General features: G+C 32.0%; 8 protein-coding genes. 3 read left to right on the top strand and 5 right to left on the bottom strand.

The annotated features are described in order from the left end of the window. Positions 1-13: 13 nt before the first annotated feature. The 4 genes from ABJ955_RS10000 to ABJ955_RS09985 all read right to left on the bottom strand — a co-directional run bounded on the left by ABJ955_RS10000 (position 14) and on the right by ABJ955_RS09985 (position 6,722). Positions 14-2,854, bottom strand: a complete 2,841-nt coding sequence (locus ABJ955_RS10000; protein ID WP_347374480.1) for a type I restriction endonuclease subunit R — start codon at positions 2,852-2,854, stop codon at positions 14-16. A 61-nt stretch (positions 2,855-2,915) separates the two neighbouring features. Next, the gene (locus tag ABJ955_RS09995) at positions 2,916-3,218 is read right to left on the bottom strand and encodes a GIY-YIG nuclease family protein (RefSeq protein ID WP_347374805.1); all 303 of its coding nucleotides are present in this window, start codon (positions 3,216-3,218) and stop codon (positions 2,916-2,918) included. A gap of 498 nt (positions 3,219-3,716) precedes the next feature. Continuing rightward, complete coding sequence (locus ABJ955_RS09990) at positions 3,717-4,964, bottom strand: restriction endonuclease subunit S (RefSeq protein ID WP_347374479.1); 1,248 nt, start codon at positions 4,962-4,964, stop codon at positions 3,717-3,719. A 156-nt stretch (positions 4,965-5,120) separates the two neighbouring features. Then, complete coding sequence (locus ABJ955_RS09985; protein WP_347374478.1) at positions 5,121-6,722, bottom strand: type I restriction-modification system subunit M; 1,602 nt, start codon at positions 6,720-6,722, stop codon at positions 5,121-5,123. Positions 6,723-7,485: 763 nt separating this feature from the next. Between ABJ955_RS09985 and ABJ955_RS09980 the strand changes: the two genes are divergently transcribed. Continuing rightward, complete coding sequence (locus ABJ955_RS09980; RefSeq protein ID WP_347374477.1) at positions 7,486-11,202, top strand: T9SS type A sorting domain-containing protein; 3,717 nt, start codon at positions 7,486-7,488, stop codon at positions 11,200-11,202. A gap of 113 nt (positions 11,203-11,315) precedes the next feature. Continuing rightward, positions 11,316-13,028 (top strand): hypothetical protein, encoded by a 1,713-nt coding sequence (locus tag ABJ955_RS09975; RefSeq protein ID WP_347374476.1) that lies wholly within the window; start codon positions 11,316-11,318, stop codon positions 13,026-13,028. 205 nt (positions 13,029-13,233) lie between these two features. On the opposite strand, the gene ABJ955_RS09970 is transcribed toward ABJ955_RS09975, so the two are convergent. Beyond that, positions 13,234-13,950 (bottom strand): hypothetical protein, encoded by a 717-nt coding sequence (locus ABJ955_RS09970; protein ID WP_347374475.1) that lies wholly within the window; start codon positions 13,948-13,950, stop codon positions 13,234-13,236. A gap of 463 nt (positions 13,951-14,413) precedes the next feature. On the opposite strand from ABJ955_RS09970, the gene ABJ955_RS09965 reads away from it, so the two are divergent. Beyond that, positions 14,414-15,565: an ABC transporter substrate-binding protein gene (locus ABJ955_RS09965; RefSeq protein ID WP_347374474.1), complete on the top strand. Its 1,152-nt coding sequence runs from the start codon at positions 14,414-14,416 to the stop codon at positions 15,563-15,565. The last annotated feature ends 4 nt before the right edge of the window (positions 15,566-15,569 follow it).

Below are 15,569 nucleotides of genomic sequence, written 5' to 3'. Positions count from 1 at the left end.
TTTAAACTATTAATTAATCAACTCCACTAATAAAAGTCTTAATAAAATCCATAATCTTAGTTGTTACTCTAATACTTATAGATTCACGTTGTAAAACACTTGGCTGTTGTTCTAAAGCATCCAATACCTCATCTTCTGTTGCCATTCTACCTGTAAACAAATAATCATTTATAATTGTTTCAACCTTATCTTGCTTTAATGATTCGGTTGTGCTTAGTTCCTGTAGTGCTTTCTTTGTTTCTGCTTCCCAATAATCTTTAAACACCGTTTCAACCTCATCATCATCACTAATGCGCGGTAGATTATTTTGAATAAATTTTTCTATTAATTCTCGTTTGCTTCTCAATTCTGTTTCACCAGAGATTAAATCAATAATTTGTTTTTTCTGCTTTGCTTTATCTTCTGGCTTAGCATCTTTTAATTTGGCTAAGAGCTTCATAATGTATGCTACATTAATTTCGTCTCTATGGATAAGTTCCAACTCAAAATCTATTTCATTTAATATGGAAACAGATTCTTTTGCATTGTTGGTTTTAATCTTATCGTAGAGGTCTAAATATTTGCTTGAGTAATCTGCAAACTCCTGCGCTTTCATATAGGTATCATCAAAATTAAACTCTGTAAATGACGATAATATATTTTTCAGTCGCATTATCTCTCTAAAGGCTTTAGCAAATTCTAATTCTTCATCTTCAGTTTCCAAATCATTAACGCTATCTACCGTTGGTGCTATAAGCATTAACTCCTTATAGGCTTTATTAAATGCTTTAATTTGTTCTTCATAGGGAGCTATAATAATAGTCTCCTTTGCATTTTTATCTGAAAACAAGGCAATAGCATCATCTGTATTTTGTTTTAGATTTCTGAAGGCCAAAATGTTTCCTTGAGATTTCTTTTCATTTAGTATTCTATTGGTTCTTGAAAAGGCTTGAATCAATCCGTGATAGTTGAGGTTTTTATCTACATAGAGCGTATTTAGCGACTTACTATCAAAACCTGTAAGGAACATATTAACCACCAACAAAACATCTATCTGCTTATTCTTAACCTTTTTAGAAATATCTTTCTTATAATTTAAAAACGTATTGCCGTCTTTAGCGGAATGTTTTGTGCCAAACTGCTTATTAAAATCTTCTATATAAACATCTAACTTATCATTATGTGGAATGTGAGTATAAACTGCTGAAGGTTCGGCAGCCATTTGATAATCTTCTTCAGGAATTTCACCGTTTGCAGCTGGGTCTTCTGGGTTTGGTTGGTACGAAAATATTGTAGCTATATTTAATTTGTGTTCTCCCGCTTCTTTCTTAGCCTTAAACAGCTCATAATACTTTATTAGAATATCTACACTACTTACACAAAACATAGCCGTAAATGTCCTGTTATGTGTTTTACGGTTGTGATTGGCAAGTATATAATTTGTAATCAGTTCAATATAATCATCACTCTCATATACTTCCTGTTTATCTATCTCTTCAACTTTTATATCTTCAATACCCTCTTTAGATTTAAAAACATTATAATATTCTATTGAGAATTTTAAAACATTTTCATCCCGTATGGCATCTGTAATTACATAGCGATGCAAGCAGTCGTGAAATAGATTTGCAGTAGTTTGCTTTATGCTCTTTTTACTGATCGCATTTTTTACAAATATGGGCGTTCCTGTAAAACCAAATAATTGATGGTTGGTAAAAAAGTTTACTATTTTTTTATGCGTTTCACCAAACTGTGAGCGGTGGCACTCATCAAATATGAAAACTATTTTTTCGTCTTTTAAGCTTTCTATTTGCTTTCTGAATTTAGCTTTTGAGATTGCACTATTCAATTTCTGTATAGTAGTAACTAATAAAGGCCTGCTATTATCTAAAAACTGACTGATTAGCATTTTGGTGTTATCTGTACCATCTATGCTATCCTTATCAAATGCTTTAAACTCTCTTACTGTTTGATCGTCTAAATCCTGCCTATCTACAACAAATACAACCTTTTTAATTTTAGGGTTGTTGGTTAATATCTGGCTGGCTTTAAAAGATGTTAGTGTTTTACCCGAACCTGTAGTATGCCAGATATACCCATTTTTATCGCTATTATTCACTCTATCAATTATAGCTTCTACTGCGTAAAACTGATAGGGTCTAAGCACCATTAGCATTTTATCACTTTCGTGTAAAACAATATACTTAGTAATCATTTTTGCAATATGGCAAGGCTCTAAAAAGATGCTTGAAAATTTATCTAACTGGGTAATTTTAGCATTATTCTCTTTACTCCAGAAGGAAGTAAATTTAAAACTCTGTTTTTGGCTATTGGCGTAGTACTTAGTATCTACCCCATTACTAATTACAAAAATCTGCACATAATTAAATAGTGCATTGTTGGTAGCAAACGATTCTTTTTGATAGCGTTGTATTTGATTAAAAGCTTCTTTAAGCTCTATCCCCCTGCGCTTTAATTCTATTTGAACCAATGGCAACCCATTAATTAAAAGGGTTACATCATAACGGTTTTCACGTTTGCCATTGATGGTAATTTGATTGGTAACTTGAAACTGATTTTGACACCAAAAATCTTGATTTATAAATTCTATATACTCCTTCTCTCCATTGTCTTTTTGTAGTACAAATTTATCCCGTAGCGTTTTAGCCTTATCAAAAATGTTACCTTTTGAAAGATGGATTAGTATCCGCTCAAACTCATTGTCTGAAAATGATTTTTTATTATGGATTTCTAATTGCGTCTTTAGGTTGCTTACTAAATCTGCTTCCGTTTTTATAACGACTGGTTTATGGCCTAAACTAATTAGTTGGTTTATTAAATTATTTTCTAATACTTGCTCTGGTTGTGTTGTCATGTACTCTATTTCTTTTTAAAACGTATCCCTTTGGCATTGCGAACGCAGTGAAGCAATCTATCTAGCCAAATTCGTTTATTGCTTTTAGTAATAAATCATCCCAATTGGGGTTTTCTTTTTTTATTAAAGCTATTTTTCTTGCTCTATTACCAGCTTTTAATTGTTTCTCTCTCGCTATGGCATCACCTATCATTTGAAACGCTTCATAATACACCAGTTTATTTAAATTATAACGCGCTGTAAATGACTTAGGATTCACTTTTTGCTGATGTTGTTGCACTCTTTTTACCAAGTGAGCAGTAACACCTACGTAAAGCGTGGTGTTATTTTTATTGGTTACTATATAAACAAATCCTGGTTTCATACGCTTTTTACCGTCTTTGCGAACGCAGTGAAGCAATCTGCCTCTTGTTACCGTCATTGCGAACGCAGTGAAGCAATCTGCCTCTTGTTTAGTTACTCCCCATCATGAGATTGCTTCGTCGTGCCTCCTCGCAATGAAGCAATCTGCCTCTTGTTACCGTCATTGCGAATGCAGTGAAGCAATCTGCCTCTTCTCACCGTCATTGCGAATGCAGTGAAGCAATCTGCCTCTTGTTTAGTTACTCCCATCCTGGGATTGCTTCGTCGTGCCTCCTCGCAATGAAGCAATCTGCCTCTTGTTACCGTCATTGCGAATGCAGTGAAGCAATCTGCCTCTTCTCACCGTCATTGCGAATGCAGTGAAGCAATCTGCCTCTTGTTTAGTTACTCCCATCCTGGGATTGCTTCGTCGTGCCTCCTGGGATTGCTTCGTCGTGCCTCCTGGGATTGCTTCGTCGTGCCTCCTGGGATTGCTTCGTCGTGCCTCCTCGCAATGCACTCATACAAACATTTGTTGTAACAAGCCTTTTTTAAAGGCTTTACTGCTTTCTATTTTTGTGTTTAAAGCTTCAATTTTTAAATCTATAGCTGATAAAAAATTGGCTATTTTGGTTTGTTCTGCTATTGATGGGGTTTTTATTTTCAAATTTTTCATATCAGAACCATACAAATGGTAAACTGTTGAACCTGATACTAATTTCATAACATCATTTCTAAAATGTTTAATATAGTAAGCAAGGTAAACACCTTCTATTTTTTTAATATTTTGCCTAATTATTAAAACATCACCACCCAAAATAACATTAGGTTCTTTTAAACAACTTGCGGTTGCTAAACCGTTTGGTGTAACATCTGAAGTCGGCATTAAAACATCATTTTCAATTGATAATATTGCTTTATCATTATAATTAGTTCGACTTATTACATTATTTATTAATTCATTATATTTTGTAAAAAGCTCACCGTAATGAATACATTTATACTTACCATCATCACTAATTTCACTTTTTGGTAAACCTTTACCTTTTATAAATTTTGCAACCTCTCCCAACTTCTTCTCTTCCCACTCAGGAAAGGCATTACCCTCATCCCCTTCGGCTTCGCTATGGTCAGGCTTAAACCGCAGTTCTTGCTTAAATATTTTTTGCATTACCCCTTTTTTATACTGCTCTAAAAGGGCTTTCTTTTTGGTGATTTGGGTGATTTTAGTATCTACATCTGTTAAAAATGAGGCTATTTTTTGTTGTTCTGGGAGTTGGGGACAGTTAATCGGTATACTTTTTAAATCTCCTGTTGTAAAACCTTTTATTGAAGTACCTTGTGCATACTGATGCAATAATTTATTTTTAGATAAAAAATAAAATGCAATGAAAAAGCTATTATCTGTTTTAGGAAGAAGATTTGCAAAATCTTGACTTGTACATAATTTTATTTTTGAAACAGCTAATTTACCCACACCTACTCTTGAAACAAAAAGCACACTTCCTTTAGGAATGATTTTGGTTGCGCTATCATCAATAGCCTCTTCTGATAGATAACGTGTAATCTTAAGATTAAAAATATCTTTCTCTGAAATATCAGAACTTGAAATCCAAGGTATGTTCCCTATCCAATAATTTTCATTCGTAGTTGAGGGTGTTCCACCGCCTCTAAAAACTCCTAACTGCCCTAACTTTCTCTTTTCCCATTCACCTTCAAACTCAGAAAACCTCAATTGTGGTATTAGTTGTTTATTGTTTAGTTTCATAGTTGTTTTTGTTTTTCATCATTGCGAACGCAGTCTGCCTCTTGTTACCGTCATTGCGAACGCAGTGAAGCAATCTGCCACTTGTTTAGTTACTCCCCATCATGAGATTGCTTCGTCGTGCCTCCTCGCAATGGGGTGGTGTTTTGCCATGACGTTTTAGAATGGTGTTTTAATGTTTAACTCTTCACAATAGGAAGCGATGCGCTTATCGGTTTCGGCTATTTCTAAATCTAGCGCTTGTATTTGTTCAGCCACCGCATTTATATCTATAGGTGCTTCTTCTTCAAAAGTATCTACATAACGCGGTATGTTTAGGTTGTAATCGTTATCTGCTATTTCTTGTAAAGTAGCTCTGTAACTGTATTTATCTTTTACTTCTCTATTTGTATAGGTGGCGACAATCTCATTAATATGCTCTGGCAATAGTTTGTTGTCTTTACCTTGCTTTTCAAAATGGTTAGAAGCATCAATAAACAACACATCTTCATTTACTTCTCTACATTTTTTAATCACCAAAATACAGGTAGGTATGCCTGTGCCAAAAAAGATGTTTGCAGGCAATCCAATAACAGCATCTATATAGTTTCTGTCTTCTATTAAATACCGTCTAATATGCGCTTCAGATGAGCCTCTAAACAACACCCCGTGCGGTAATACGGTTGCCATTATACCATTATCATCTAAATGGTGAATCATATGCTGTACAAAGGCAAAATCTGCTTTTGTTTTGGGTGCTAATTTGCCGTATTGGCTAAACCTATCGTCGGTACTAAAAATACCTTTTGCGCTCCACTTTGCAGAAAATGGTGGATTGGCTACAATTGCCTCGGCTCTTAGCTCCATAGCCATATGCTGTGGTTCTTCTAAGGTATCTTCTTGTTTAATATCAAACTTAGTGTAATGCACATCGTGAAGTATCATATTCATACGTGCGAGGTTATAGGTAGTACGGTTTAATTCTTGGCCGTAGAAATACCCCACATCATCAACTTCTTTTGCTACTCTCAATAAAAGTGATCCACTACCACAAGTAGGGTCATAAACAGATTTAATTCGTTTTTTACGGCTTGTAACAATTTTAGCCAGTATCGTTGAAACTTCTTGAGGGGTATAAAACTCCCCTGCTTTTTTACCCGCACCTGCCGCAAACTCTCCAATTAGATATTCGTAGGCATCCCCTAGCATATCGCTTTCGGTATCTTCTAGCTGAAAATCTATCTGGTCTAAATGTGTAATAATTTTGGCGATGATTTCATTTTGGGCTTTTACGGTTCTTCCTAATTTGGATGAGGTTAAATCTAAATCTTCAAAGAGACGTACAAAATCATCTTCACTGTCTGTACCCATAGTACTTTGCTCGATGTTGTTTAGAATACGCTCTAAATCTTCGATAATAAAAAACTTGGTCGCTTCATTGTTATCATTCGTTTCTAAACCACTAAGATTATTGCCCTTTTGCGCTATGCTGGTAAATAATTCTGAAGGTTTAAGGAAGTAGCCCAAATTTTTTACACAAGCTTTTCTAATAGCCTCTATATATATTTTGCCAGTCTCTGAATTTTCATCTAGGGCTTCATATTTTATATTATCGGGTTTTAGGATTCCATCTGCATAAAGATGTAGTTTTTCTGAAAGGTATTTAAAGAAAATAAAGCCTAGGATGTAGTTTCTATAATCATCTGCATCCATTTTGCCTCTAAGTAGGTTGGCAATAGCCCATAATTGTTTTTCAAGGAGTTTTTTTTGTTCTTCAGACATTCGGTTGATTTTTTATTGGAGAGAAATTATATTCCCAAATATAGAAAAAGAAATTAGCAAAGTTCTTTATCACTGTAGGATTTCAAAATATATTCTAGTTAAGTTACAATTTCATTTTTAGTGATACTTTTTCAACATCAAAATTGGTAGTGGGCTGCTAAAACAAGTTTTTGTTTTAGTTCATTTAAAATTTTAATGTCACTAGAATCAGTTTTAAATATCATTTTTTTTATAGGGCTAGAAACCTCATTCTTGTCAAACTCCAAAAATGCTATTATAGAACAATCTTGATTTTGATTGTTAAAATATATAATAAAAATTTAAGATGTTCTTCTTTGTTATATCTATCTCTTAACTTATCAAATGCTAAAATAGCTTTAAAAACAGAAGTTTTACCAGATTCGTTAAAACCAAATATTTGGAATTATCAAAAAATCATTATTCCAATCAATCATAAAACTTATACAAGTAACTAATTTTTATAACTTCAAAAATGTTTATTCCCTTTAGTTTAAAAAATCAACACGTGTCTATATAGTGTCTATATAAATTACACTGTTGTTTATAACAAAGGTTTTAGTTTTGGCAAAACACCCTGAGTCTAAGTACTATACACTTATCACAACTAAATCTGTTATTATTTTTTATAGAAACAGTTAGGGTAAACCTATTTCATTTTCATCTACATTTTAGTCGTTCAATTTAATAATGTAAATGAAAAAACAGTTCAAAATTATTGTAATTAACCTTAAAAACAACAAAAATGATTAAACAATTAAAACTCCTACTATTTGCTCTATTTATAGGGTCAAGTGCAATAGTTAATGCACAATGCGTTCCATTCGATACCTTGCTAGAAACTCAAGCAGATATTGATGACTTTGTAAGCAATTATTCCAATTGTGCTATAATAAGTCATAATTTAATTATAGGTTCTAACTCTGGAGATGCTATAAATGATCCAATAGTTGACATTAGTGAGTTATCTTTTATAACAACAGTTGAAAAAAACCTTACAATTCAATATACTGAATTAACAAATTTAAATGGCTTACAAAACCTAACCGCTGTTGGGGAGAGTTTTAATATACAATATATGGAACACCTAACCGCTTTAGACGGTTTAGATGGTTTAACAAGCATTGGGGCTAACACGACAAATGGTAATTTATTAATTTACTACAATCCTGTACTCACTGATCTCACAGCCTTACAGAACCTAAACACAATGAACAATGGCACGGTTTCAGTTCAATATTGTGACACTATTACTTCTTTAAACGGGTTGGAAAACATAGAAGGTGCCAGTATTTCATATATTGTGGTACGTTATAATCCACAATTAACCAATTGTTCCATTCAAAGTCTTTGTGAGGCACTTAATTTAGGTGTGCCAACTCATAATATTAAAGATAATGCTATAGGTTGCAATAATGATATGCAAATAGTGGCAGGCTGTAGTGGCTATAGTGGTTGCCCAACTGAAAACATTACTTTGGAAACTCAAACCGATGTCGACTATTTTTTAGCCGCATATCAAAATTGTACTTCAATTGAAGTAACAAATGAGATCAAACTATATATTGGTGGATCAAATGTTAATAACGATTTTGTTAACGATATCAGTGGTTTTTCCCAATTTACAAACATGGAATTAGATAATTTTCTTTTACGAGGGACACATTTAACAAATTTAGAGGGCTTACAAGGACTTACTGTAAGTAATAGAGGGATCTCAATATCTTCAAATCCTAATTTAACATCTTTAACCGGTTTGGATAATCTAAATGCTATAAATCCAGAGAGTACAGCAAATTTTGCCCAAATTGGTATTGTAATGAACCCTATGCTAAGTAATATTAATAGTCTTTCCAACCTATCGACCGCTGATAATCTATATATTGATATATATGACAACGATGCTTTGGTTAGTTTATCAGGATTAGATAATATTGATGCAACTAATATTGAAAATTACTCTTTATCAGATAACGACAACCTTTCAACTTGTAATGTTAATAGTCTATGTAATGCCATAGCTAATGGAGTGGATGTAACTGTTGAAAATAATGCGCCTGGATGTAATAATATTACAGAAGTATCTGTTACTTGTGGCACAGATGAATGTCCACCAGGTGATGTTATCTTAGCTTCTCAAGCAGAAGTAGATGCTTTTGTGGTGCTTTATCCTGACTGTACTTCTATCTCTGGCGCACTCACCATAAATGGAACAGATATTACCAATTTAACAGGCTTGTCAAATATTCAATATGTTTTAGGCGATGTTATCATTCAAAACACCCAGTTAACTAGTTTAAACGATTTGTCCTTAATTGGCGTAAATGGACAATTTGAAATTAATGGCAATACCCAACTAGCTACCATAGCAGCACTTTCTAACATAACATCTTTAGGCAGTTTACGAATTGTCAATAATGATAATCTAATATCTTTAAATGGTCTCGAAAACATAGAAAGTATTAATACAGATGCTACAGCAATTATTGGATTAGATATTAATGGTAACAACAGTCTAACCGATATTACAGCATTAGCAACATTAGCAACCCTTAATGGTTCAGAGTTAATAATAGACAACAATACAGCTCTAACAACATTAAGTGGTTTAGATGCTATTTGGGCAAATACCATTAGCAACTTGAACATCCAAAACAATAGTAGTTTAAGCAACGCTAGTACAACAAGTATATGTATCTATTTAAACAACAGTTTCCCAGCAACCATTAGTGGCAATGCTTCAGGAGCAGCTACAATAGCAGAAGTAGAAGCAAACTGTAATTTGCCTGAATGTCCCGAAGGCGATTTGACATTTGAAACGCAAAATGAATTAGATTATTTTTTAATACAGTACCCTAACTGTACTCAAATAGATGGTGATCTAACACTTAGGTATATACAAGAAAATGCAGATTTTTCTTCTTTGTCAAATATAACAGAAATCAACGGCTGGTTAATCATAAAATCTTTAGATTATAATACTAACCTTAGCGGTTTAGAAAATTTAACAACTATAGCTAAAGGCTTAGATATAAGTGATTGTGATAACTTAATAAACCTTCAAGGTTTAAACGGCCTTACTGCTTTAGGAACATCATCTGATCCTTTTTTAGGTTTTCATATAATGCGAAATAATAGTTTGCAAAACTTAGCCGGTTTAGAAGGTCTTACTACTTTAAATGGAGATATCGATATAAACATTAGAGATAATCCTGCATTAATCAATTTGCAAGGACTAAATAACTTAACCTCCATTATTACACCGCCTAGTACTTTTGGGTCTATTTCTAAAACATTTAATATTGTTAACAATGAAAGTTTAACAAGTTTAGATGGTTTAAACAGTTTACAAACTATAGTTATTAATTTTAGATTGGAAGATTTACCTGCATTAGCAAGTGTAAGTGCATTATCTAATCTTACCTCTATTACTGGAGATGTGTATTTTCAAGAGTGTGATGCTTTGACCTCCTTTAGCGGATTAGAGAATTTAACATATATTGATGGTAAGTTATTCATTCGAAGTAATGATCTTTTGGGTAGCTTAGATGGTTTAGAGAATTTGCAATCTATTGAAGCTTTTCAATTAACAAATAATAGTTCAATTACAAATATTCAAGCATTAAGTAATTTAACAACTATCACAAATGAAGAATTGTATAATTCATTAGATATAGAGCAAAACCCATCATTAGAATCGCTAGATGGTTTAGAAGGACTTACAACAATTGGAAATCTTGAGATAAAAAACAATATTTCCCTTATTTCTATTGAAGGCTTACAAAATGTAACTGATGTTGGTGTGGGAATAGTTATCTATGATAATGTTAATTTGACTACCCTAACAGGGTTAAACAACGTGCAGCGTTTACGACAAAGTCCTTACGTAAATGGTATGGTAAATTTATATTTTGCTAACAATGCATTAACTAACTTAGAGCCATTGAGCAATTTAACAGATCCTAATTTTGTTGCACTTGGTATAGTAGATGAACAAAACTTAACAAGTCTATCGGGATTAGAAAATATGAATCCAGAACAAATCGGTATAGTTCTTATTCAAAACAATTCGCAATTGAGTACCTGCGAAGTGGAGAGTATTTGTGGGTATTTGGCATCAAATCCAGACCCAAGTTTATACTTAATAGAGAATAATGCACCTGGCTGTGATACAGAAATTGAAGTTATTAATGCGTGCACATTGAGTGTTGATGAAGTTGACCTAGAAACTAATGTCATTTCATTTTACCCAAACCCTACAGAAGATGATTTATATATTGATGTAAAGGGTAATATAGAAGTAAAAAATATTACTATTTATAATTCTATGGGGCAATTGGTACGCACCTTTAACAGTTCTCATAAACTAATGAATGTATCAAAAATGGATTCAGGAGTTTACTTTGTTAAGGTAAATACTACTACTGGGGAGATTTATACACAAAAAATTATTAAGAAATAAATAAAATTATAGTTTCTAAGTCTATAATATTTAGTTAGGTTAGTTTAAAAGCCCTCTTACAATTTTTTGAGGGCTTTTTTTATTTTAGTAAATTACCATTTAAATATAAATCATTGAACAAAAAACTTATTAAAATAATTATTACACTTTATTTCTCTTGTGTTTCATATGTAACACACGCACAAACTATTGATAGAAACAAAGAGATAAAGCTTAATATAAGTGAATTTATATTAAACAAAGACGTTTTAGCAATAAATAACTTAATAAAGGAGAGTACATTTTTAGAACCAAAATATACTTTAGAAATTTTAATAAAAAATTTAAAAATTGCTGAAGAAAATAAAAATCCAAAGCAATTAGCCGACACTTATTTGGTTTTAGGAAATTTTTGGTTTCAACAAGGAAATAGTGTAAAAGCTTATGACTATTTTTTAAAAGGAGAATTTAACGTAAGAAAAATTAATGATTTAAAATTACTAGGACGATTACTTATAAATAAAGGAAATATAACACAAAACCTAGATTCAAGAATTAAAACGTATGAAGAAGCTGTTCAAATCTTTAAACAATTAAATGATGTAAAAAATTTATCAAGTTTATATTTAAATATTGGAGATGCATACACTAATTATGTTTGGAGGAAAATAAAAGAAAATCCAAATTATGTACTCACTTCAAAAGATTCTTCATTTTACAAAAAAAAAGCATTTTTATATTACGACAAGGTTGATTCGTTAAATAATATAATCAAAAACGATTTTTCAATAAGTGTTTTAAAAATTCACAAAGGGGAATGGTATAAATACGAGAAAAATTATGTAAAAGCTAAAGCACTATTTAATGAGGCTAAAAATATTTTATCAGAAAATGATAACCCTAAAGTAGAAAATTATTGTCTTTTACATATTGCAAGTATTGAGACGATACAAGGTAATTTCACAAAAGCTTTAGACTATTTACAAATGGCAGAAGAGCTGTCGTTAAAATATGATTATAAAAATTATCTACAGGGTGTTTATGACGAATATGCAAAAGTTTATGACTCTTTAAAAAATTATAAAATGGCATTAGCGTATCAAAGATTAAACACAAAAGCAACAAATGATTTAAACGAGGCTAATAGCGAAGATAAAATTTTAGCTTTAAAATTAGAATATGATTTATCTGAAAAACTGTATCAAATAGAAAAATATGAAGCCAAGGAAAAATTAAACAAAATAATCTTAATTGTAATTATTTCGTTAGCTATTTTAATTTTAGGCATAGCATATTTGATTATTAAAAATAGGCAAAATAAATATGAAATTTCAGAATTGGAAAAATCGTCAATAGAAATAAAATTAAACAACAAAAAACTACAAGAAGCATTATTAAAAGAGAAAGTAAAGTATAATCAAGGTCACTTAATCACTTTTGCTAACCAGATAGATAAAATAGAGAATTTTTTAGAAGATTTGAAATCTAAAGTACGAACTATTAATAAAAATGGAATAGATCAAACTCAAATAAATAATTTAAGAATAGCTTTTCAAGAATTACTTCATAATAAAACAGATTTGCAACAAATCAATACACTGTCAAACCAACAACACATAGACTTCTTATTTTATTTATCAAAAAAACATTCAGATATAACAAAAGAAGATGAGCAGTTAATTTCTTTAATTTTAAATGGAAAAACAACAAGAGAAATATGTGAGATTTTTAATATATCCTCAAGTAGTTTATATACAAAAAGATATAGGTTAAGAAAAAAACTCAATCTTGAAAAAGAAAAATCTTTTGAAGATCTATACAATCAATTTCTAACACAATCTTTTTAAATCATCAAGATGTCTGAAAGCCCCAAACTTTCTTCAAAAGGTATCGAAGTCATCTATTATGAAAAGCTTACATTTGGAATTTTTAAATTGGGGAGAATCTCAAATATAAACTTTTTCCTACAAATATGAAAAAGCACTATTAAGCTTGTATTGCAAAGACTGCATTGTGTTAATCACGCTTTGTTAGCGCGTTGGTGGGAATGTATTATTTATCTCCATAAAAAAAATCGTGAATCTTAATAATATCACCACGTCCTATTTGTACAAGATCTGAAGTTTGCTTTAAATAGATACCTAGCGAGCGTTCATTATAAACCAGCTTCATCAAATCACTATAATCGGCAACAGTATACATATCCTCTTCCAATTTATAGAAAGGGATTGTAGTTTTCATACGTTCACTAATACCTCTATTTACAATTTTACCATTGCGTAGGCGCTCTTCTATATTAGAATCATCCCTTTCACTGGAGGCCGTTTTTACATACGCAACCATCATCTTCATCCATTCTTCTGCATCAATTAAATGCCAACGTATCCTACTAAAGTCCACCCCATACTCACTTATCCATCCGTTACTAGTAAAACCAAACAACACAAATTTCTTTCCATCCAGTTTTGGTTTTTCAGCTAATTCGAATTCCTGAATTTTATACGTTATTAATGAAACCGCAGACATGTCTTTAGCCTTTTTACCGTCAAAGTCTAATGTTTTTAAAGAGAAGTTTGTCATGCCTGGACGGTTGTTTAGCAACCATTCGGTAGCCTTGAGTTCGGCCTGTTCTTTCATCTGGTTTATACTAACAACTATTGCTCCAATTGCTGCAATACCAGCAGCCGCAGCAATAATACCATCATCCTGTGCCTTGGATTTAGGAATAAACAAACAAAATATCATCACGAATAATAATAGTTTTTTCATAAGATAAAATGGGATTTTTAATTGGTTTATATTTCATCAAACATAAAATAAAACGCATTCATCGCTTTACGGGAATCCGTAATGAATTAATTTTTCCTACAAAACATTATAGTGTGCGTTACAACGTATAACAAAAAACGATTTCAATTAATCTTCTGCGAACGTTTTTAATTTTCTATTCAAAAACTATTTTGCCCTCGATGCCTTTTTTTCAACCTAAGCATGGATATACTTTAAATAAATCCCGTATTTTTTTTTAATTGTTTATATCTTGTGTGTCTTACATAAAGAAGTAGTGAACAAAAAACGACACATTTTTAGCTCACTGGTTTTAAAGGCATTAAGGCTTTTTAAGGCAGCGAATCACATAATATTAAGTGATAAAACACCTTCAAATAAATTTTCAATAACTAACAATTAAGGCTTTAGTCGTGGTTTATACCAAAAAGTAATAATAAAAAAAATGGAAAAAAATAAATCATTGCCTTTAATTTTTATTACTTCAATAGTCATTTTCTTTAGTTTTTTCGGCTGCGAAACGAAAAAAGTAGCAGAAGTAAATATTGGGTATATCGGCCCCCTTACCGTGCGAGCTACAGATTTAGGAATAGCCCCTTCAAACGCTATGCAATTAGCGGTTGAAGAGTACAATTCAAATCGCTTAAACTCCGAGCCCAAGGTAAATTTGTATATTGAAGATGATAAATGGGACAAAAACAATGCTATTCCGGCATATAATAAGCTACGAAAGGAGCACGATATCAGCATCCTCTTTATCAGTAATACAGACGGTACAGTTAGCGTTCAAGACAACGTATTGGAGGACAAAGTGATACTAGTAAACCCTTTAAATAATGGCAACGTATTCAACTTATTAAACAAGAATGTGTTTAATATTGCTAAATCAACTGAGGAAACCAATGGCCTTGTTGCTGTTCGGATTATAGAATTAGGGCTTAAAAAAGTGGCCGTATTACAATTTCCAAATGACTATATGACGAGTGCTACGCAAGAAGTTAAAAGACTTTTAGATATAGCTAAGATTGAAATAAATATAATTCCTGTAAAAGCAGGACAAACTTCATTTACAGACCAATTAACCCTCCTTAAAGACGAAAATTACGACGCTTATGTGTTTTTTGGATATAAGGAATTTGGTTTTGCTATGAAAGAAGCGAGAGCGATGGGTATTACAGCTCCTTTCTTCGGTTCTACTGTTTTACTAGACCCGGAATTTTACAGTAATTCTGAAGGAGCAATAATAGGCACCGAGTTTCCATTCTTTACACAAGCAGATGGCAATTATACGCGTGCTGCTGAATTTCTAACAAATTATGAAAATAGGTTTGCTGAAAAACCTTCTTCTGTTTGGCCACCCATGCAAGCCTATGACGCTATGAATATTGTGCTTAGTAAGCTTAGAACGATAAATGAAACTAAGGATGAAAATACAGCTTTCGACGATTGGTTGAGAGAGGCGCTCTATGAGGTAAATTATTATCAAGGTATTTGTGGAAATATTGCTATCAGTAAAAAAGGAGCCTCCAAAGGCATATACTTTTCCTTATATAAATTCGGGTCTAAAGAAAAGCCACTTACCCAAATTACACGATAATACT

Origin of the sequence: Aequorivita sp. Q41, assembly GCF_039831855.1 — a bacterium.
In the GTDB taxonomy this organism is placed as follows: domain Bacteria; phylum Bacteroidota; class Bacteroidia; order Flavobacteriales; family Flavobacteriaceae; genus Aequorivita.
Note: the sequence above shows the minus strand (reverse complement) of the source record. Positions and strands in the feature narration are given on the sequence as shown.

Bases quoted from the DNA above. Each gene is read 5' to 3' on its own strand.
- ABJ955_RS09970 (WP_347374475.1), bottom strand. From the start codon at position 13,950: ATGAAAAAACTATTATTATTCGTGATGATATTTTGTTTGTTTATTCCT.
- ABJ955_RS10000 (WP_347374480.1), bottom strand. From the start codon at position 2,854: ATGACAACACAACCAGAGCAAGTATTAGAAAATAATTTAATAAACCAA.
- ABJ955_RS09980 (WP_347374477.1), top strand. From the start codon at position 7,486: ATGATTAAACAATTAAAACTCCTACTATTTGCTCTATTTATAGGGTCA.
- ABJ955_RS09995 (WP_347374805.1), bottom strand. From the start codon at position 3,218: ATGAAACCAGGATTTGTTTATATAGTAACCAATAAAAATAACACCACG.
- ABJ955_RS09965 (WP_347374474.1), top strand. From the start codon at position 14,414: ATGGAAAAAAATAAATCATTGCCTTTAATTTTTATTACTTCAATAGTC.
- ABJ955_RS09990 (WP_347374479.1), bottom strand. From the start codon at position 4,964: ATGAAACTAAACAATAAACAACTAATACCACAATTGAGGTTTTCTGAG.
- ABJ955_RS09985 (WP_347374478.1), bottom strand. From the start codon at position 6,722: ATGTCTGAAGAACAAAAAAAACTCCTTGAAAAACAATTATGGGCTATT.